We start from the raw sequence: 21,533 nt of genomic DNA, 5'->3' as shown, positions 1-21,533 counted from the left end.
TATTAGTTTGAGTAATAAAAAAGAAAATATTTTTGATATCACTTTATTTAAACGCTTGTTTAAATTTACAAAACCCTATAAAACAGTTTTTTATGGTGTTTTGTTATCCGTGCTTATTATTGCAGGACTAAGTATTGCAATACCTTACTTGTTAAGAATTGTAATAGATAATAATATTAAGCTAAATAATGATGATGGCTTTTTATTTTATATTTCTTTAATGGTTGGTTTGCTTTTACTGCAAACTATATTTCAGTTTTTGTTTCAATATTATGCAGCATGGTTGGGACAAAACATCGTTAAAGATGTGCGTGTTTTGTTATTTAATCACATGCTTAAATTTAAAATGAAGTACTACGACAATTCTTCGGTTGGTACTTTAATTACCAGAGCAGTAACAGACATGGAGCGTATTGCCGATATTTTTGGGCAAGGCTTGTTTATGATTTCTAGGGATTTAATGGTTATGCTTGTAATCTCTGGAGTTATGTTGTTTGAAAACTTTAAGCTAAGCTTAATAGTATTTATAACAATGCCAATAGTATTGTATGCTACAAAAATATTTCAGCGTTACATGAAAAAGGCTTTTGAAGAAGTTAGAACCGAAGTTTCAAACTTAAATTCTTTTGTTCAGGAACGTGTTACTGGAATGAAAATTCTTCAGCTTTTTACAAGAGAAGCAACAGAGCATAAAAATTTTAAGGCAATAAACGAGCGTCATAAAAAAGGCTGGTTAAAAACAATATGGTATAACTCTATATTTTTTCCTATTGCAGATTTTCTTTCATCAATTACTTCTGGACTAATAGTTTGGTTTGGTGGTTTAATGGTGGTTTTAGAAGGTACCGCAACCGAAGGTGAATTATTTATGTTTATAATGATGATACCACAGTTGTTTAGACCATTAAGGCAAATTGCAGATAAGTTTAATACCTTGCAAATGGGTATGGTAGCTGCAAAGCGTGTGTTTAAAGTAATAGACACAACTTCGCAAATTAATGATACAGGAGTTAATGAAGCGGCACATTTTAAAGGCGAAATTTTCTTTAATAATGTACGTTTTAGTTATGTGGATAACGAAGAAGTTTTAAAGGGAATTTCTTTTAATGTAGAAGCAGGACAAACCGTAGCTATTGTAGGTGCAACTGGTGCAGGAAAATCAACCATAATAAACCTGTTAAGTCGTTTTTATGAAATAAATGGCGGAAGTATTAGTGTAGATAAAACAGATATTAAAACCGTAACATTGGCATCTTTAAGAAGTCAAATAGCTGTGGTTTTACAAGATGTTTTCTTGTTTGCAGATACTATTATGAATAATATTACACTTAACAATCCAAATATTACCGAAGCAGAGGTAATTCAAGCAGCAAAAGATATTGGTATTCATAATTTTATATCAAGCTTACCAAATGGATATCACTATAATGTAAAAGAAAGAGGTGTGATGTTAAGTTCTGGGCAACGACAATTAATTTCGTTTTTACGAGCTTATGTAGCAAACCCTAGTATTTTAGTTTTAGATGAAGCAACATCGTCTGTAGATTCTTATTCTGAACAGTTAATACAAACAGCTACAGATAAGATTACTAAAGGAAGAACTTCTATTGTAATAGCGCACAGATTAGCAACTATTCAAAAAGCAGACAAAATCATTGTTATGGATGCTGGTGAAGTTGTAGAGCAAGGTACACATCAAGAATTGCTTAAAAATAAAGATGGTTATTATAGAAACCTTTATGAAGTTCAATTTTTAAAAGCTGAAGTTGCTTAATTTTTTGGAGCAAAGTCTTGCAAAGAGACATCTGAAAATATAAAAAATAAAATGGCTCCTGCTAGAGACATGCCAATATAAGCCATAAAAAATATTGGTATAAAAAATAATATTTTTATAAAAAGTTGCTTTGCACTTAATTTAAATAAGCGCTTAAATACATAGCAATGGTATATAAAAGCAAATATATATAGTACCATACTTATAGTAATATAGTAGCTTTCATTTACAGATAAAACAATTAAACTTATTGCCATTGTAACTAAAGAAAATAGTGACATGGTATAGAGAAATAATACAATATGCTCTGTGTAATTGTATTTTTTATTATAAAATACTATTACAGAAATAAGTGCTAAAAAAGGAATTATTAAAGAGTTAATTAAAGAGCCATAATCGTAAACCATACTCATTATAGATGCGTTTATTTTCTGTTGGCCTACAGATTGGTTTGCAACCATTGTATCGAAATTTAATACATCTCCAAAATATTTTTGAATTATAAAAATATAAAATCCAGATAATGTTAAGTTAATAGCAAAAAAGCTAATTGGGTTTACATAGCACTTTCTTGCACCATTAATATAACTGTCTATAACAAGTTCTGGTTTTTTAAGTAAGGTAATTATTGTTTGTAAAAATTGGTTATCGTAATTAATATAACGGTAAGCGATGTCTTCAAAAAGATTGCGCATTGTTAGTCTGTTTCTAATAACTTTTGCGCCACAGCCATTGCAAAAGTTTATTTGCTGTGGTAATAACCTTTTGCAATTTTTACAAACCATTAATCTAGATCATCTTTAATAATTTCAATTAATTCTGTAGAATCTTTAAAGTCTACAAAAGTGCCATTTCTAAAACATGAAATTTGTCCAGTTTCTTCACTAACAGCAATAGCAATAGCATCGGTTCTTTCTGTAATGCCAACAGCTGCTCTGTGTCTTAATCCAAAACGTTGCGGTATGGTTTTTTCATTATTAACAGGTAGAATAACGCGTGTTGCTTTTACAGTATTGTTTTCAATAATTATAGCACCATCATGTAATGGGCTATTTTTAAAAAATATACTTTCTATAATTGGTTGGGTGACTTTAATATTCATTTCATCACCAGTATTAATTAAATAATCTAAATTATTATTACGTTCTAAAACAATTAAAGCTCCAGTTTTTGTAGTACTCATTTTATTGCAAGCAGCAATAATTGCATCTATATTGGTATTGGAAACAGCTTCGGTTTTTAAAAATTTTAGATGTTTTAAAAACCCACGTTTAGAAGCAAAATTAGTAGAGCCAATCATTAATAAAAATTTTCTAATCTCTTGCTGGAATACTACAATAAGAGCAAACATACCAACGCTAATAAAACCACCTAAAATATTACTAAGTAGTTGCATATGTAAAGCCTGTGTTATTTTCCAGATAATGTAAATAATTACTATACCTAGAAAAATATTTATAGCTACTGTACCACGTACAAGCTTATATACATAGTATAATAAGAGCGCAACAAGTACTACATCTATAATGTCTACTAAACTAAATTTTAATACGGTGTCAAATAGTTGGTCCAAAAAATAAAATTGAAGTTGGTTTAGGTAAATTTAAAAATTTAAAAGAATTAAGCCTCGAGTTCTGTAAATAATTTTACACATTCTACAGCTTCTTTTACATCATGTACACGTAAAATAGAGGCGCCTTTTTGTAAAGCAACCATGTTTAAAGCGGTAGTGCCATTTAATGCTTCAGTTGCTGTTGTGTCTAGTGTTTTGTAAATCATAGATTTTCTAGAAATTCCAGCTAAAAAAGGAAGATTAGTAATTTTAAAACTATCAAGAGATTTTAAAACCTCAAAATTTTGAGTGGTAGTTTTTGCAAAACCAAAACCAGGGTCTAAAATAATATCATTAATACCTAAGTTTCTTGCTGTTGTGATTCTTTCAGAAAAATAAAAAAGTATTTCCTTTAAAATATTTTCGTAATTAGTATGTTGTTGCATAGTTTGTGGTGTGCCACGCATATGCATCATAATATAAGGAACATTAAACATTGCAATAATATCAAGCATATTTTTGTCTAAATGTCCAGCAGAAATATCATTAATAAGTGCAGCACCTTTTTCTAAACATTGTTTGGCTACTTCAGCTCTAAAAGTATCTACCGAAAGTATAATATCTGGAAAATGATTAATAAGTAAATCTATTATTGGTAAAATACGGCTTAGCTCTTCATTTAAAGAAACATCATCTGCATTTGGTTTAGAGCTATACGCGCCAATGTCTATAAAAGTTGCGCCATCATTAAGCATTTTTTTTACTTGATTAATGATTTTAGATTCGTCCTTATAAAAACCGCCATCAAAAAAAGAGTCTGGAGTTATGTTAAGAATTCCCATAACTTTGGGAGTAGATAAATCTATAAGTTTTCCTTTGCAATTAATGGTCATAGATACCTTTAAGTTTGTAGTTTGTAAAGCATTTAAAAAGTATAAACGCTAAACCTTGAATTTTAAACAATTTTATGCGAAATTTACGCAAAATTGAAACAACTTATGCAAGATACTTCAAAACAATACGATGCGGTTATAGAAACCTGCCGTAGTCTGTTTATAAATAAAATGAGTGACTACGGAAGTGCATGGCGAATTTTAAGATTACCATCGCTTACAGATCAAATTTTTATAAAAGCACAACGTATTAGAAGTTTGCAACAAAACGATGTAAGAAAAGTTGACGAAGGTGAACAAAGTGAGTTTATAGGTATTATAAATTATTGTATTATGGCATTAATACAATTAGAAAAAGGTGTTGTAGAACAACCAGATATGTCTACAAATGAAGCTACTATTTTGTATGATGAGAAAGTAGCACTTACAAAACAACTAATGCAAGATAAAAATCATGATTATGGAGAAGCTTGGCGCGATATGCGAGTAAGCTCTTTAACAGATTTGATTTTGCAGAAACTTTTACGTGTTAAGCAAATTGAAGATAATGCAGGGAAAACAATTGTAAGCGAAGGTATTGATGCTAATTATCAAGATATGATAAACTATGCCATTTTCGCAATGATTCACCTAACAAATTAATAGCAAAATAAGTTATGAAATATTTAGTTCACATATGTAGAATACTCGTTGGAGCTTTGTTTATTTTTTCAGGATTAATAAAACTTAACGATCCATTAGGGTTTTCATATAAGTTACAAGAATACTTTAGTGAAGAGGTTTTAAATCTACCTTTTTTAGATCCTTATGCTTTAGGTATTTCGGTATTTGTAGTAGTATTAGAAGTGGTTTTAGGAGTGTTTTTATTATTAGGTTATAAGCGTAAGTTTACTGTTTGGTTACTTTTAGCAATGATTATATTTTTCACATTCCTTACATTTTATGCAGCATTTTTTGAAGTAGTAAAAGACTGTGGTTGTTTTGGTGATTTCTTACCATTAAAACCATGGGAAAGTTTCTGGAAAGATGTCACGCTTCTAATTTTAATTCTCGTTTTAGTAGTTGGAATAAAACACATTAAGCCAATTTTTGGTAAGTTTCCAACCACACTATTAGCTTTATTAGGTTTTATAGGTAGTTTATGGTTTGGTTACCACGTGCTAATGCATTTACCAACATGGGATTTTAGAGCTTATGCCGTAGGTAAAAATATTGCAGACGGTATGGTTGTTCCAGAAAACGCACCAAAAGCAGTGCAAGAATTTACATGGACTTTTAATGTAAATGGAGAAGAAAAAGAATATGTAACAGATGGTAGTTATCCAACTGTAGATGGCGAATATGTTGGCGTAACAACAAAAATAATAGAAGAAGGTTACGATCCTCCAGTAAAAGACTTCTCTATAGAAAGTGAAGACGAAAACTTAACAAGTAAGTTTTTAGCTAAAGAAAATTTAATAATGGTTGTTGCATACAATCTTGAAACAGCAAATACAAATGGATTAAAAAACATTAAAAGCTTTACAGATTTAGCAATAAAAAGAGGATACACAGTAATAGGTTTATCTGCATCAGGAAGTGAAGCAAAACAATATGCAAAAGAAACCTATGGTTTTGATTTTGATTTTTACCTGTGTGACGAAAAAGCATTAAAAACAGTAGTGCGTTCTAATCCAGGAGTAGTAAAATTAAAAAAAGGTACTGTAGTACAAAAAGCACATTTTAACGATGTTGATAATATCGATTTACCAGAAGTAGAACGTGAAATTGAGCCAGAAATAGAAACAACAGTAGAAGAAAATGTAGTGTATCTTTTAAACGGAGAAACAATTACCAAAGCAGAAGCAGATGCTTTAGAAACAGAAAGTATAGAGCAAATTAATGTAATAAAAGAAGGAGAAGAATTAGAGAATTACAATGCTTTAAACGAATCTAATTTTGCGGGTATTGTAAAAATAACTTTAAAAAAAGAGTAATAATCTGCTAAGCTATCTCTTAAATAAAACCTTTTATGCACTACTCACTTTATTTGGAGTAGTTACAGTCATATTCTTTTTATTTAATGTTTTACCTGGAGATCCAGCACAAATGATGTTGGGTCAAAACGAAGATAGTGAGCAATTGGCCATAGTTAAAAAAAAATATGGTTTCGATAAGCCGTTAGCTATACAATATGCATACTATTTAAACGATTTATCAGTACTATCATTTCACTCTAATACGCAAGACGATTATACATATTTACAAGACAATAAGTATACAGCATTACAGCTTTTTACAGTAGGTAATATAACAACAGTTTTAAAATACCCATATTTAAGAGAATCGTTTACAAAACAAGGAAAAAAAGTAAGTACAGTTTTAGGTGAAACACTACCAAATACATTTGTATTAGCAGTATCAGCAATAATAATAGCATTAATATTAGGTATTTTTTTAGGTGTAATTTCAGCACTAAAAAAAGACACGTTTATAGATAGTGCAATACAAATAATAAGCACAATTGGCATGAGTGTGCCCTCATTTTTTAGCGCTATATTATTTGCTTGGTTTTTTGGTTTTGTATTACATAAATATACCAATTTAGAGATGACAGGTAGTTTGTATGAGCTCGATAACTATGGCGAAAAAGTAAATTTAAAACTAAAAAACCTAATATTACCAGCAATTGTTTTAGGTATTAGGCCATTAGCAGTAGTAATACAATTAATGCGTAACTCGTTGTTAGAAGTGTTTAATCAAGACTACATTCGTACAGCAAGAGCAAAAGGATTAAGCGAGTTCCAGATTATAAAAAAACACGCTATAAAAAACGCATTAAATCCAGTAGTAACAGCAATATCAGGATGGTTTGCATCAATGTTAGCAGGAGCCGTTTTCGTAGAATATATTTTCGGGTGGAATGGTTTAGGAAAAGAAATTGTAAACGCACTAAATACTTTAGATTTACCAGTAATTATGGGTTCAGTATTAATTATAGCCTTACATTTTATAATAATCAATATTTTTGTAGATATAATATACGCTTGGCTTGATCCAAAAGTAAAATTAGAATAAAAAAATTAAGCCAATAAAAGGCAGTACACTAATAATATAAAACTATAAAGCATTACTAAAATGAGAAAAAATATAGTAGCAGGAAATTGGAAAATGAATAACGATTTACCTCAAACCGAAGCATTAATCGTAGACCTATTAAAACAAACACAAACCTCAAATGTCGAGGTCATGATTGCACCAACCTACGTAAACCTTTATCAAGCATTCGATGCTACAAGAAACTCTAATATAGAAGTAATAGCACAAAACATGCACTTTGCAGAAAACGGCGCATATACAGGAGAAATTAGCGCAACAATGCTAAAAAGTATAGGAGTAAAAACAGTAATATTAGGCCATAGCGAGCGTCGCGCATACTTTAACGAAACCAATGAGTCTTTAGCAAAAAAAGTAGATGCCGCATTAAAAAACGATTTACGAATAATTTTTTGTTTTGGAGAAGAATTAAGCGATCGTAAAGCAGGAAACCAAGAACAAGTAGTAGAAAACCAAATAAAAAGCGCATTATTTCACCTAGAAGCATCAGCATTTAAAAACATTATTTTGGCCTACGAGCCAGTATGGGCAATAGGTACAGGAGAAACAGCAAGTCCAGAACAAGCGCAAGACATGCATAAATTTATACGCCAAACATTACAAAATAAATATGGTGAAAATACCGCGCAAGACGTATCAATACTCTACGGCGGAAGCGTAAAACCAGCAAACGCAAAAGAAATATTCTCAAAACCAGACGTCGATGGCGGCTTAATTGGAGGCGCATCACTAAAAGCCGAAGATTTTATAGCCATAGTAAACGCATTTTAAATAAAAATTTGGGCGTTACCAAGCGATAAAAAAATCGCTTGGTCGTGCTCTCGGCAGTCGCTCTCTGCGAGGAGCTTCAACAAATGCCTCCATCACTAACGCAAGGCATACTTGCCAAATACAAAACATAACAATTATGTCTAATACAACATATATAGGATATTACTTTAAAGTAGAACCATTACAACCAGCAACCGAAATTTTAATAGCCGAGTTAGGTTATGCAGGTTTCGAAAGCTTCGTAGAAACAGAAACAGGAGTAACAGCATACATACAAAAAGACGAGTGGTTCGATGGTATATTAAATAATATATATGTACTAACCAATAACGAATTTAAAATCTCATACACCTTCGATGAGATAGAACAAGTAAACTGGAATAGTGAATGGGAAAAAAACTTTAACCCAATAATAGTAGACAACCTTTGTTCTGTTCGTGCACCATTTCATGAAAAACCAGATACAAAGTATGATATTGTAATAGAGCCAAAAATGAGTTTTGGAACAGGACATCATGAAACAACACACATGATGATACAACATATATTAAACAATACATTTCAAAACAAATCTGTACTAGATATGGGTTGTGGTACAGGAGTATTAGCCATTTTAGCAGCATTCAAAGGCGCAAAACCTGTAGATGCTATAGATATAGATAACTGGTGTTATTTAAATAGTGTTGAAAATGCAGAACGAAATAATGCCGCACACATAAATGTATACGAAGGAGATTCAAGCCTATTAAAAAATAAAAATTACGATATAGTAATAGCAAACATTAATCGCAATATTCTATTAAAAGATATTGGGATATATTCAAAATGTTTAAACCAAAACGGACAATTATTTTTAAGCGGATTTTATAATAATGATATTGCTATAATAGAAGAAGAATGCAATAAATACAATCTAAAATTACAATCAAAATTAGAAAGAAATAATTGGGTAGCATTAGAGTTTAAAAATTAATAATTCCTATATTTTTAATCAAAACACTGCTTATTTTTTAATAATTATGTGAAAAAACAGAAATTTACGGTAAAAACCGTAACATTCTTATTTTTCTATTCCTTACATTTACACCAGAAATAAATTTATTTTAAAACATATTTTTCAGTTATATAATCTTATAATTTGAAGCTGGAAACCTATGTCTTTTGTTTACGTAAACATTAATTTTTAAATTAATCTAATACCCTAATAACAAAATGAAAAATTTTAGAATATTTTTAATAGCAATTCTAGCAGTTTCGTTTTTCTTTCAATCTTGTCAAAAAGATGAGGTTAAACCAGAAGAAGTTCAAACCAAAGAACAAATTTCAGACGAAATTTTAAGTAAACTTGCAGAGTTATCCCTAAACGTTAACGATGTGCAAAAGGTAGACTTTCAACTACCAGATGGCTCAACTGTAGAAATGTATCAAATAGAAGACGATATATTACTAACAGAGTCTCAAATATTAAAGCAAGAAGTTAACAGTAATGAGTTAGACCGAAACTATCGTACTAATAATTTAGTTTCTCAAGGAAGAAATATCTCAATTATTGGTTACACCGGTGGTGGCGGTTTTGGGTTATCTCAAAACGAGCAAACTGCATTACAATGGGCAGTTGCTAACTATAACCGTTTAAGTGGAGTTTCTATATCTTTTACATTAACATTTGGTACAGACTATAATTCAAAAGATATGGTAGTGTATCACAACCCTAATCAAAGTGGAGCAGGAGGTTCTGCAGGTTTTCCATCAAATGGATTACCACACAAGTTTGTTCAAATATATGGTTTAGATAACTATAACACGAATGTAATAGAGCATGTAATAACTCATGAAATAGGACATTCTGTCGGGTTCAGACATACAGATTGGTCTACAAGACAAAGTTGCGGCCAAAATACAAACGAAGGTCAAGCTGGAGTTGGAGCAATAGCCGTAGCAGGAACATCTGCTGGTTATAACCCTAACTCTATAATGGTTGCCTGTTTTAACTCTGGTGAAGATGGAGAGTTCGATAGTGATGATATTATAGCACTACAAAACATGTATTAAGCTTAAAAGTTAAAATTTAATAAGGAGGACGTCATTTTTGGCGTCCTTTTTGCTTTAATAGTAAAAAAAAATTATTTTAGTTTAAAATATTAAAAATGAGCACTAAAGAAAAAGTATTAGAGCAATTTGACACCGCTACAAAAGAAAAAAAGAATAATGAAATTGTAGTTTATAATGATGATGTAAACACTTTTGATCACGTTATAAATACACTCATTAAAGCTTGCGACCATACTCCAGAACAAGCAGAACAATGCACAATACTCGTACACTATAAAGGACAATGTACAGTAAAAACAGGAGAACTTAAAGATTTAAAACCAAGATGCTCTAAAATCTTAGAAGCTGGCATAAGTGCAGAAATAATTTAGGAGAAATTTAAGAGCTTAGATTTTAAATCACATAACTTACGTAGTATCTTTATTACATAAACCTTAAAAAAAATACAATGAAAACATTATATGAAGCAACAACAACAGCTATAGGAGGAAGAAAAGGTAATGTAAAATCTGAAGACGGACCGTTAGATTTTAATCTTTCTGTGCCAAAATCTATGGGCGGCGATGGCGGCAACGGTGCAAATCCTGAACAGTTTTTTGGAGCTGCTTATGCTGCATGTTTTGGTGGAGCATTACAATCTGTTGCAAATGCAGAAAATATAGATATAGACGAAGAGGCTTTAAGTGTAACGGCTATTATAGGGTTTTGTAAAGATGAAGATGGTTTCTGTTTAGAAGCTACATTAGATTGTTACATACCAGGTGTAGATTTAGAAACAGGAGAAAGTTTAGTAGAAAAAGCACACGAAGTTTGTCCATTTAGTAAAGCAACTAGAGATAATATAACAGTAACATTAAATTTGCTTTTAGACGAATAATATACAGAAAAAGTTAAAAAAAGATAAAGCCACTATATTTATAGTGGCTTTATCTTTTTACAACCATTTATAAGTTGTTATATGTTAAGCTTTGTAACTAATGTTACCAATCGCAATTTTCTATTCTATTATTTTTACATTAAATTACAATAACTACCATTTAAAATAATAAAATTATCGGGTAACTATATTAATTAATTACGGTAAAATGCAGTTAACAATTACTAATAAATGTAAAAGATGATTCAAGAGCTAAAAAATAGTTATGGAAGCCTTTTTGAAGAAGAGCTTATTAATGAAATTATCCAAGTTGGGACTTATAAGGATGTGCCAGCAGGATTTAAATTAATGGATATTGGTTCTTACGTTAAAGGTATGCCCTTATTGCTTTCGGGAGCTATAAAAGTTCTTAGGGAAGATAAAGATGGAGACGAACTTCTTTTATATTATTTAGAAAAAGGAGACACCTGTTCTATGACAATGACCTGTTGTATGGGGCAAACTAAAAGTGAAATTAGGGCAATTGCAGAAACAGATGCAACTTTAATAATGATTCCAATTCAAAAAATGGAAATTTGGACCTCTAAATACAAATCTTGGAGAAATTTTGTATTTGAAAGTTACCACAATCGTTTAAACGAAATGCTACATACTCTGGATAGTATTGCTTTTAATAATATGGATCAAAGACTTTTAGATTACTTAAAAGAAAAAGCAAGAATTACAAAATCTAAAGTTATAGAAAGTACACATCAAGAAATTGCTTACGATTTGCATAGCTCTAGAGTTGTGATTTCTAGATTGTTAAAGAAATTAGAAAATTTAGGTAATATTAAACTTCATAGAAATTATATAGAAATTATAAATTTATAATAGTTGTGTAACTCAGGTTACTTCAAATTAACTTAAGACCATTTACTTTCGCGATATATAAGAATATTAAAGTATGGGAATTTTAGAAATTTTTGGCTATATCAGTGCACTTATTATTGGTATATCGTTAGGTCTTATTGGTGGTGGTGGTTCTATATTGGCAGTACCAGTTTTAGCTTATTTATTTTCAGTAAACGAAAAAGTAGCCACAGCATATTCGTTATTTATAGTAGGCGCAAGTGCATTGCTAGGAGGTATAAAACAGCATTTTAAAGGATATGTAGATTGGCGTACTGCAATTGTATTTGGTTTGCCTGCAATTATAGGTGTAAGTGCAATTAGACGTTATGTCGTACCAGCACTACCAGATGTTTTATTTACTATAGGAGATTTTGATTTTACACGTAGAATGGCAATGTTTGGTTTATTTGCTCTTTTAATGATTCCAGCTGCATTTTCAATGCTTAAAAAAAGAGAAGAAAAACTCCAAACAGGAAAAGTAAAATACAATTATCCTTTAATTATTATAGAAGGTTTAGTTGTTGGAGGAATAACAGGTTTAATTGGTGCTGGTGGTGGATTTTTAATAATTCCAGCTTTAGTAATTCTTGCAAATGTAAAAATGAAAGTTGCTGTTGGTACATCATTAATAATTATCGCATTTAAATCTCTACTAGGATTCTTTTTAGGTGACGCTTTAACAATGGATATCGATTGGGTTTTCTTGGCAATTTTTACAGGTATTTCTTTTGTAGGAATATTTATTGGTAGCTATTTAAGTAATTTTATAGATGGCACTAAACTAAAAAAAGGATTTGGCTATTTCATATTTGTAATGGCAATATTTATTTTTTACATGGAATTTTTTGTAGAGTAAAAAATAGAAATATCATAAATTTTCTTTAAACAACAAGAGTTTTTTTAGTTGTGTAACCTAGGTTACTGCATTATAGCTAAAGTCTATTTAGTTTTACAATAACAAATTAAAAATAATAAAAATGAACGTTGAACAAATTTATACAGGTTGCCTTGCACAAGGCGCATACTATATTGAGAGTAATGGTGAAGTTGCTATTATCGATCCTTTAAGAGAGGTAAAGCCTTATATAAATAGAGCCAAACTCGACGATGCAAAAATTAAATATATTTTCGAAACACATTTTCATGCAGATTTTGTTAGTGGTCATGTAACCTTAGCAAAAGAAACTGGAGCACCAATAATTTATGGTCCTAATGCAAAACCTTCTTTTGAAGCCGTTATAGCTAAAGATGGTCAAGAGTTTAAATTAGGTAACGTAACTATTATTGCTTTGCACACACCAGGTCATACCATGGAAAGTACTACATATTTATTACGAGACGAAAATGGTAAAGATCATGCTATATTTAGTGGAGATACACTTTTTTTAGGTGATGTTGGAAGACCAGATTTAGCGCAAAAAATGGGTGTTTTAACAGAAAAAGATTTAGCAGGTTTTCTTTTCGATAGCTTAAGAGAAAAAATAATGCCTCTTGAAAACGATGTTATAGTTTATCCTGCTCATGGAGCTGGTTCTGCCTGCGGGAAGAATATGATGAAAGAAACGGTAGATACGTTGGGCAATCAAAAGCAAATGAATTATGCACTTCGTGCAGATATGACTAAAGAAGAATTTATTGAAGAAGTTATAGATGGCCTTTTGCCACCACCGCAATATTTTCCTGCTAATGTAAAACTTAATAAAGAAGGTTACGATGATATTGAAGAGGTTTTAAAAAGAGGAACTCAAGCTTTATCTCCAAAAGCCTTTGAAGCTGCAGCAAACGAAACAGGAGCGATAGTATTAGATGTTCGTCATCAAGACGATTTTGCTCAAGGTCACATACCTAGGTCAATATTTATTGGTTTAGATGGTGGCTTTGCACCATGGGTTGGCGCTTTAATAGCAGATGTAAAACAACCAATTTTATTAGTCACAGAGCCAGGAAGAGAAGAAGAAGCGGTAACAAGATTATCTAGAGTTGGTTTCGACAATACACTTGGGTATTTAGAAGGCGGTTTTAATGCTTGGAAAAAAGCATCTATGGAGTATGATGCAGTAAGTTCTATAACTGCAGAGCAATTTAAAAGTGAATTAGAAGCAGAAAAGAAACCAGTATTCGATGTGCGTAAAGAAAGTGAATACCTTTCAGAACATGTTATCAATGCTAATAATACGCCATTAGATTTCTTAAACAATTATTTGTCAGAATTTCCAGAAAACACTTCATTTTATGTGCATTGTGCTGGTGGATATAGAAGTATGATTGCTGCTTCAATACTTAAAAGCCGAGGAATTCATAATTTAGTAGATGTAAAAGGTGGTTTTAAAGCCATTAAAGAGTCTGGAGTTAATGTTTCAGAATTTGTTTGTCCAACAACACTTTAAAAAAATAGAAATGAAAAATATAGATCAAGAACAGTGGCAAAAATCGATTGCTAAAGATGAAAACGCTATTATACTAGATGTAAGAACACCTAAAGAATGGGCAGAAGGTATTATAGAAAATGCTTTACTAATTAATGTTTTAGATACTGAAGAATTTGATGCTGAAATTAAAAAACTAGACAAGAATAAAAATTACTATGTGTACTGCAGAAGTGGTAAACGTAGTAGTCAAGCTTGCGAATTATTAGAAAATATAAATGTAAATGAAACGTACAATTTATCTGGCGGCATTTTAGATTGGACAGGAAAAACAGTTAGTCCAAAATAATAATCGTGATATAAATTGGTTTTCTTAGTGGTTGGTTAATAGAAAAGAGGTTGTTTAAATACAACCTCTTTTGTTTTTAATACCGCTTCTGTGTAACTAATGTTACTGCGGTTTTTAGCACTATATATTATCTTGCTTTAAGTAAATAATATAGATATGAAAAGCAGTATTATAGTTCAAAATTTAAAATGTGGCGGTTGTGTAAATACCATAATTGATAAACTTTCTTCAATTAAAAATATATCAAATGTCACGGTAGATAAAGACACATCAACAGTTTCTTTTAGAACACTTAATTCCGATGATGCTTTTATAGTAAAAAGCAAATTAAAATCGTTAGGCTATCCATCTATCGAAGACCAAAATGGGCTACATTCCAAAACAAAATCATTTATTAGTTGTGCTTCAGGAAAACTAAAAAAATAAAGCATTGAAACACAAAAAACATGTATGCTTAATTCTAGTATTAACTTTTGTTTTCTACACTAAAGCACAAGAAAAACAAACACATTATAGTAGTTGGAATACTATAAATTTCAGCAAAAAGATTAATAATAATTGGTTTGTAAATACTGAGTTTAATTTGAGGCGCACAAATTTTTTAAAAAGCTGGGAGCAATTTATCGTTAGGCCTTTTGTGCATTATAGAATTTCATCAAATTTAGATATTGCATTTGGGTACAGTTTTATAAAAAATTATAATTATTCAACTTATAGTATACCAATTGATGTAGTTGAAAATAATATTTTTCAGCAATTAACTACAAAACAAAAATTTTCAAGATTTTCATTTATACATAGATTTCGTTTAGAAGAGCGTTTTATAGGGAAAGTAATTGAAAACGACTTCAATTCATATAGCTTAAAAGGTAATAATTATAAAAATCGTTTTAGATATAAATTTCAAATTTTAGTTCCAATAAAGTTTAACGCCAGTCATAAAATTCATGTAGTTGTTTATGATGAGGTTCATCTAGACTTAGAAAATGGTTTAAAGCCTAAAAACTTAGATCAAAATTGGATGTTCTTAGGTGTTAGTTTTAATGCTAATAATCATATAAATATAAAAACGGGTTATCACGAAATACACGCATACAGAACTAATTTTTTAATAAATAATAAAATTTGGGAAACCACAATAACTTATAATTTGTAAAATGAAACAGATTAGAATCTCATTGTTTTTAATTTTAATTGTATTTAAAATAAATGCTCAAGAACATAATAACATAATTGAAACGCATAATGAAGGTAATGGATTTAGAATAGCAGGAATTATTGGTCATACACTAATTAATAATGAAGGAGCTAAAAATGTATTCGTTCCTTCTTGGGGATTGGATTTTGAATATTGGTTTAATCATAATTGGGGAATTGGTTTGCATAACGATATTGAAATAGAAACCTTTATTATTCGAAATTCTAATAGTGAAGCTGTAGAAAGAGTAAACCCATTGGTTTTAACATTAGATGTATTGCACCAATTTGGTAATGGTTTTGTATTAACTATAGGTCCAGGAGTAGAATTAGAAAAAGAAGAATCTTATTGGCTACTAAGGTTTGGTATAGAATACGAAAAAGATATAAGTGAATCCTTTTATTTATTACCTACTTTATTTTTAGACAAACGATTCGATGGTTATAATACTTGGAATTTTGGCTTAGGCGTTGGTTTAAAATTGTAATACTTAATTAAAAATGTAGTCTTATGTAACTCATGTTACATTAATCATATTTTATTTACCTTAATTTTATGAAATTAATAAATAACTAAAAGAAATGGCATCACATTATCAAATCTTGATTATTGGAGGTGGAACTGCAGGAATAATGACAGCAGCCCAACTTCTTGAAAAGAAAAAATCATATAGCATAGCAATTATAGAACCGGCAGATACACATTATTACCAACCTGCATGGACTTTGGTTGGTGCTGGAACTTATAATTTTGATAAAACAGCAAAACCAATGTTAGATGTAATACCAAGTGGAGCAACTTGGATTAAAGATAGAGCAAAAGGTTTTGATGCAGAAAACAATACGGTTTTTACAGAAAGTAAAGGTAATATTACCTACGATTATTTAGTTGTAGCTCCAGGTTTAGCATACGATTTTAGCTTGGTTCCTGGTTTGGGTGAAGCAATGGATAAAGGCGTTGTATGTAGTAATTATACAGATCCAAAACACACTTGGGATGTCATAAAAAACTTTAAAGGTGGTACAGCTTTATTTACACAGCCTACAACACCAATAAAATGCGGTGGAGCTCCACAGAAAATAATGTATTTAGCCGAAAATCATTTTAAAAAAACAGGCGTTAAAAGTAAATCAGATATAGTTTTTGCCACCGGAGGAAGTGTTATTTTTGGTGTTAAGCCAATAGCCAAAACCTTAATGGAAGTAGTAGATAGAAAAGATATTAATCTAAGATTTCATCATAAATTAGTTAAAGTTGATGGCGCAAAAAAAATTGCCTGGTACCAACTAACAAAAGATATAAAAGCTGGTGGTTGCGTAATTATGTCTGGTGAAGATGATGAAAATTATTTAGATGAAGCGTTTCAGTATAACTATAAAGACGTAAAAGTTACAATTAAAGATGGTTTATATGGTATACACTACGATATGTTACATACTGCGCCACCATCTGTCGCTCCAAAATTTGTAAAAGAATCAAATTTGGTTAATGATGCAGGTTGGTTAGATGTAGATCATCACACTATGCAACACAATAAATATGCAAATATTTTTGGTTTAGGAGATGTGGCAGCATTACCAACAGCAAAAACGGGTGCAGCGATACGTAAACAAGTACCTATTGTTGTAGATAATTTAGAGCTTTTAATAAACCACAATAAAATGGGTACAATGTCTTATAATGGATATTCTTCATGTCCATTAGTTACGGACTATGGTAAAATGGTTTTAGCAGAATTTGATTATGAAGGAAAATTTACTCCAGATCCAAAATTAAAACAATTGTTAATTAGTGATAGTTCTAAAGAGCATTGGAGATTATGGATGCTTAAAAAATATATGCTTCCTTATTTATATTGGCATAAAATGTTAAAAGGAAAAAATGTTTAGATTATAAATATTTTAAATGGGTAATACATCAATGTTTTACCCATTTTTTATTCTTTAAATAAAGTTTTTTTCCATATTTTAAAAAAAATACATGTTGTGTAACTAAGGTTACTGTTGATGCCTCTGTTATAGTTTAAATTTATAAAATATTAATAAATCAATAAATTTTAATTATTATGAGTAACGAAACTTTAATAACAGAACAACCTGTATCAATGCCAAGAATTGGAGATATCGCACCAGATTTTCAAGCAGTAACTACAAAAGGAAACATTAAAATGTCAGAATTTGCTAAAGACAAATGGATTGTAATGTTTTCTCACCCAGCAGATTTTACTCCAGTTTGTACAACAGAAATGAGCGGATTTGCAGAACGTAAACCAGAGTTTGATGCTTTAAATACAGAGCTTTTAGGTTTAAGTATAGATAGTATTCACGCGCATTTAGGTTGGGTACAAAATGTTAGAGAAACTACAGGCGTTTATTTCGATTTTCCAATTATTGCAGATATCGATATGAAAGTCTCTAAGCTTTATGGTATGTTACAGCCTAACGAAAGTGAAACAGCTGCAGTTAGAGCGGTTTTCTTTATAGATCCATCTAAAAAAATAAGATTAGTAATGTATTATCCATTAAACGTTGGAAGAAACATGGACGAAATTTTAAGATCTTTAGATGCTTTACAAACATCAGATAAGCATAAAGTTGCAATGCCTTTAGACTGGCAAAGAGGCGACAAAGTTATTTGTGGTGCGCCAAAATCTTTAGATGCTTTAAACAAACGTTTAGCAGACGACTCTGTAGAAAAAGTAACTTGGTATTTGGCAAAAAAGAATATTTAAAAATAAATTTTAAATATTATAAGGGCTTTAAATAGCAATACTTAAAGCCCAATTTAATTAACCTTAAAAAACAATATCATGAATATTAAACAATTTGAATATAAACCATTAGCTCACTATTCTTATGCTATTGTAAGTAATGGTGAAATGGCTATTGTAGACCCAGAAAGAAACCCAGAAGCATACTACAAATTTGCAAAAGAAAATAATGCTAAAATTATTGCAGTAATAGAAACACATCCACATGCAGATTTTGTAAGCTCTCATTTACAAATTCATAAAGAAACGGGAGCAACAATATACAATAGCGAAAAATTAGGAGCAGATTATCCACATAAAACTTTTGATGATGGCGACCATATTAAAATAGGAAATGCTAGACTTAAAGCATTAAATACACCTGGTCATTCTCCAGATAGTATTACAATAGTTGCAACAGAAAATGATGATACAGCGCTTTTTACAGGAGATACACTTTTTATTGGCGATGTAGGTAGACCAGATTTAAGAGAAAAAGCTGGAAATATGAAAGCTAAGCGAGAAGAACTTGCAGAAATGATGTTTGAAACAGTAACAACAAAATTTAAAGATTTACCAGACGATGCTATAGTATATCCAGCGCATGGAGCAGGTTCATTATGCGGTAAAAATTTAAGTGATGCTGCAAGTAGTACTTTAGAAAATGAAAGAATGGGTAATTGGGCATTTAAAACCCAAACAAAGCAAGTGTTTATGGATACCATTTTAGAAGGTCAACCATTTATACCATCATACTTTGGTTTCGATGTAGATACAAATAAAGCAGGAGCAGAAAATTTAGAAACAGCCATAAATTCTATTGCTTTTGAAGAAGAAACTTCAGCTTCAGGTTTAATTATAGATATTAGAGACGAAGCAACTTTTAAAAAAGGACATCTACTTGGTAGTGTAAACATTCAAGCAGTTTCAGAAAACGCAAAATTTGAAACCTGGTTAGGATCTATTGTACAACCTGAAGAACAATTTACACTAGTTATAAACTCTAAAGATGAGGTTGATTATATTTTGCAAAGAGTTGCGAAAATTGGTTACGAAAAACAACTAATAAAAATTATAACCTTAGCTAATAATGGCTTAGAAAAAACACCAAGTCTTGATTTGGCAGATTTTAAACAAAATCCAAATCATTATACAATTATAGATATACGTAATACTAGCGAAGTTGAAGAAGAAGCGTTTTTCGAGTCTGCAAAATCACATCCATTAAATGATTTAAGAAAAACAGCTAGCGATATTGAAACGAGTAAGCCAATAGTTGTGCATTGCGCTGGTGGTTATAGAAGTGCAGCTGGAAGTAGCATTTTACAAAAGGCTCTTAAAAATGTAACGGTATACGATTTAAGCGATAATATTAACGATTTTAAAAACTAATATTATAAAATTTATAGATTCGAAAGTTTTTCTTCCCAAAATTGAAATTTGATTATTTCTAAAATTTTTATAATCCCTTTTATGATATATAGAAGGGATTTTTTTATAATATTAATTTATATTTTATAATAAGCGGTTATTATGTAACAAAAGTTACCTAAAAAAATAGCGTTTGTTATTATTTTTGTAATACAAAACTTCACATCTATGGATACAGAAATTCTAGCCAGAATCCAATTTGCCTTCACTATCGCTTTTCACTATATCTATCCACCATTAAGTATTGGTATTGGGTTAATTATGGTAATAATGGAAGGCTTGTATTTAAAAACAGGAAATAAACACTATGAGATTTTAACCCGTTTTTGGCTTAAAATTTTCGCAATAACTTTTGGTATTGGTGTTGCCACAGGAATTATTATGGAGTTCGAGTTTGGAACCAATTGGGCTGTGTACTCTAGGTATGTTGGTGATATTTTTGGTAGTGCATTAGCAGCAGAAGGTTTGTTTGCTTTTGGTTTAGAAAGCGCTTTCTTAGGAATCTTAATTTTTGGTTGGAATAGAGTATCTCCCAAAGTGCATTTTATTTCAACAATTGGAGTCTTTTTAGGGTCTATGTTTTCGGCAGTTTGGATTGTTGTAGCTAATAGTTGGCAGCAAACACCAGCTGGTTATCATATTGTTGGAGAAGGTTTTAATGCTAGAGCAGAAGTTACAGATTTTTGGGCAATGGTTTTTAATCCTTCAAGTGTAGATAGAATTATTCATGTTTGGCAAGGCGCTTTTCTAGCAGGTGCGTTTTTAGTGTTAAGTGTACATGCGTATTATTTGCTAAAAGGAAGGTATATAGAAATTTCTAAAAAAGCATTTAAAATAGCATTAGGTTTAGCAACAATTATATCTTTAACTCAATTACTTTCTGGGCATAGTTCTGCAGATGGTGTTGCTGTAAATCAACCAGCAAAATTAGCAGCAATGGAAGGCCATTATGAAAAATCTGCACCTGCAGATTTGTATTTATTTGGTTGGGTAAATGACGAAACACAAGAAGTTACAGGTTTAAAATTACCTGGCGGATTATCGTTTTTAGTTCATCAAGATTTCGATGAGCCAATTACAGGATTAAATAGTTTTCCAAAAGAAGATAGGCCGGGACAAGTAAATGCAGTATTTCAGTTTTATCATATAATGATTTCTATAGGTATGTTTTTAATCGGGTTAACTTTATATGCTAGTTATTTATGGTGGCGAGGCACATTGTTTGATAAAAAATGGCTACTTAAAATTTTTGCGTTTTCAGTGCTATTGCCTCAAATTGCAAATCAAGTAGGTTGGTTTGCTGCAGAAATGGGTAGACAACCGTGGATTGTTTATGGTCATTTAAGAACAAACGAAGGCTTTTCTCAAGAGGTTTCTTCTAACCAAATATTATTTTCATTAATCCTGTTTTTAGTGGTGTACAGTATTCTATTTCTTTTATTTCTTTATTCAGTAAATAAAAAAATAAAACATGGACCTTATGACGAAGCTAAAAATCCAGATGAATTTTTAAAATACGTTTAATATAAAG

The 21,533-nt window shown here is 30.7% G+C and carries 23 protein-coding genes; 20 read left to right on the top strand and 3 right to left on the bottom strand.

Annotation, left to right across the window (positions count from 1 at the left end; translation table 11 throughout):
- Positions 1-7 precede the first annotated feature (7 nt).
- Entirely contained in the window at positions 8-1,774 is a 1,767-nt protein-coding gene (locus BM549_RS11250; protein WP_290470356.1) for an ABC transporter ATP-binding protein, read from the top strand.
- Here the strand turns inward: BM549_RS11250 and BM549_RS11245 are convergent.
- The 3 genes from BM549_RS11245 to folP form a co-directional block, all read right to left on the bottom strand.
- Entirely contained in the window at positions 1,771-2,469 is a 699-nt protein-coding gene (locus BM549_RS11245) for a DUF3667 domain-containing protein (RefSeq protein WP_290470355.1), read from the bottom strand. The genes BM549_RS11250 and BM549_RS11245 overlap by 4 nt on opposite strands.
- 89 nt (positions 2,470-2,558) lie before the next feature.
- Complete coding sequence (cdaA, locus tag BM549_RS11240) at positions 2,559-3,347, bottom strand: diadenylate cyclase CdaA (protein ID WP_013868972.1); 789 nt, start codon at positions 3,345-3,347, stop codon at positions 2,559-2,561.
- A 47-nt stretch (positions 3,348-3,394) separates the two neighbouring features.
- Entirely contained in the window at positions 3,395-4,219 is an 825-nt protein-coding gene (gene folP, locus BM549_RS11235) for a dihydropteroate synthase (RefSeq protein ID WP_290470354.1), read from the bottom strand.
- A gap of 105 nt (positions 4,220-4,324) precedes the next feature.
- On the opposite strand from folP, the gene BM549_RS11230 reads away from it, so the two are divergent.
- The 19 genes from BM549_RS11230 (at position 4,325) to BM549_RS11140 (ending at position 21,526) form a co-directional block, all read left to right on the top strand.
- A complete protein-coding gene (locus BM549_RS11230; RefSeq protein WP_290470353.1) occupies positions 4,325-4,861 on the top strand; it encodes a DUF1599 domain-containing protein in 537 nt (178 codons plus the stop codon).
- A gap of 14 nt (positions 4,862-4,875) precedes the next feature.
- Positions 4,876-6,195, top strand: a complete 1,320-nt coding sequence (locus tag BM549_RS11225) for a BT_3928 family protein (protein ID WP_290470352.1) — start codon at positions 4,876-4,878, stop codon at positions 6,193-6,195.
- Between the two features lie 4 nt (positions 6,196-6,199).
- A complete protein-coding gene (locus tag BM549_RS11220; RefSeq protein WP_290470365.1) occupies positions 6,200-7,276 on the top strand; it encodes an ABC transporter permease in 1,077 nt (358 codons plus the stop codon).
- Between the two features lie 60 nt (positions 7,277-7,336).
- Positions 7,337-8,086 carry a triose-phosphate isomerase gene (gene tpiA, locus BM549_RS11215; RefSeq protein ID WP_290470351.1) on the top strand — a complete coding sequence of 250 codons (750 nt, stop codon included), beginning with the start codon at positions 7,337-7,339 and terminating at the stop codon, positions 8,084-8,086.
- Positions 8,087-8,222: 136 nt separating this feature from the next.
- Complete coding sequence (gene prmA, locus BM549_RS11210) at positions 8,223-9,059, top strand: 50S ribosomal protein L11 methyltransferase (protein ID WP_290470350.1); 837 nt, start codon at positions 8,223-8,225, stop codon at positions 9,057-9,059.
- Positions 9,060-9,298: 239 nt separating this feature from the next.
- Entirely contained in the window at positions 9,299-10,138 is an 840-nt protein-coding gene (locus BM549_RS11205; protein WP_013868965.1) for a M57 family metalloprotease, read from the top strand.
- Positions 10,139-10,233: 95 nt separating this feature from the next.
- On the top strand, positions 10,234-10,509 hold the full coding sequence (locus tag BM549_RS11200; RefSeq protein WP_013868964.1) for an ATP-dependent Clp protease adaptor ClpS: 276 nt from the start codon (positions 10,234-10,236) through the stop codon (positions 10,507-10,509).
- Positions 10,510-10,586: 77 nt separating this feature from the next.
- Positions 10,587-11,015, top strand: a complete 429-nt coding sequence (locus BM549_RS11195; RefSeq protein ID WP_290470349.1) for an organic hydroperoxide resistance protein — start codon at positions 10,587-10,589, stop codon at positions 11,013-11,015.
- A 240-nt stretch (positions 11,016-11,255) separates the two neighbouring features.
- Positions 11,256-11,888 (top strand): Crp/Fnr family transcriptional regulator, encoded by a 633-nt coding sequence (locus BM549_RS11190; RefSeq protein ID WP_290470348.1) that lies wholly within the window; start codon positions 11,256-11,258, stop codon positions 11,886-11,888.
- A gap of 73 nt (positions 11,889-11,961) precedes the next feature.
- Positions 11,962-12,765, top strand: a complete 804-nt coding sequence (locus BM549_RS11185) for a sulfite exporter TauE/SafE family protein (RefSeq protein ID WP_290470347.1) — start codon at positions 11,962-11,964, stop codon at positions 12,763-12,765.
- Between the two features lie 121 nt (positions 12,766-12,886).
- The gene (locus BM549_RS11180; RefSeq protein WP_290470346.1) at positions 12,887-14,296 is read left to right on the top strand and encodes an MBL fold metallo-hydrolase; all 1,410 of its coding nucleotides are present in this window, start codon (positions 12,887-12,889) and stop codon (positions 14,294-14,296) included.
- 10 nt (positions 14,297-14,306) lie between these two features.
- Positions 14,307-14,624, top strand: coding sequence for a rhodanese-like domain-containing protein (locus BM549_RS11175; RefSeq protein WP_290470345.1), 318 nt, complete (start codon positions 14,307-14,309; stop codon positions 14,622-14,624).
- Positions 14,625-14,780: 156 nt separating this feature from the next.
- Positions 14,781-15,050 (top strand): heavy metal-associated domain-containing protein, encoded by a 270-nt coding sequence (locus BM549_RS11170; protein ID WP_290470344.1) that lies wholly within the window; start codon positions 14,781-14,783, stop codon positions 15,048-15,050.
- Between the two features lie 4 nt (positions 15,051-15,054).
- Positions 15,055-15,780 carry a DUF2490 domain-containing protein gene (locus tag BM549_RS11165; protein WP_290470343.1) on the top strand — a complete coding sequence of 242 codons (726 nt, stop codon included), beginning with the start codon at positions 15,055-15,057 and terminating at the stop codon, positions 15,778-15,780.
- A 1-nt stretch (position 15,781) separates the two neighbouring features.
- Positions 15,782-16,309, top strand: coding sequence for a hypothetical protein (locus BM549_RS11160; RefSeq protein ID WP_290470342.1), 528 nt, complete (start codon positions 15,782-15,784; stop codon positions 16,307-16,309).
- Between the two features lie 94 nt (positions 16,310-16,403).
- A complete protein-coding gene (locus BM549_RS11155) occupies positions 16,404-17,711 on the top strand; it encodes an FAD/NAD(P)-binding oxidoreductase (RefSeq protein ID WP_290470341.1) in 1,308 nt (435 codons plus the stop codon).
- A 176-nt stretch (positions 17,712-17,887) separates the two neighbouring features.
- A complete protein-coding gene (locus tag BM549_RS11150) occupies positions 17,888-18,553 on the top strand; it encodes a peroxiredoxin (RefSeq protein WP_290470340.1) in 666 nt (221 codons plus the stop codon).
- 78 nt (positions 18,554-18,631) lie between these two features.
- The gene (locus tag BM549_RS11145; RefSeq protein WP_290470339.1) at positions 18,632-19,963 is read left to right on the top strand and encodes a rhodanese-like domain-containing protein; all 1,332 of its coding nucleotides are present in this window, start codon (positions 18,632-18,634) and stop codon (positions 19,961-19,963) included.
- A 207-nt stretch (positions 19,964-20,170) separates the two neighbouring features.
- Positions 20,171-21,526: a cytochrome ubiquinol oxidase subunit I gene (locus BM549_RS11140; protein ID WP_290470338.1), complete on the top strand. Its 1,356-nt coding sequence runs from the start codon at positions 20,171-20,173 to the stop codon at positions 21,524-21,526.
- Positions 21,527-21,533: the final 7 nt, after the last annotated feature.

Source organism: Lacinutrix sp. MedPE-SW, assembly GCF_001874145.1.
Taxonomy (GTDB): domain Bacteria; phylum Bacteroidota; class Bacteroidia; order Flavobacteriales; family Flavobacteriaceae; genus Lacinutrix.
The sequence above is the reverse complement of the archived record's forward strand: the minus strand, read 5'-3'. Positions and strand labels throughout refer to the sequence as shown.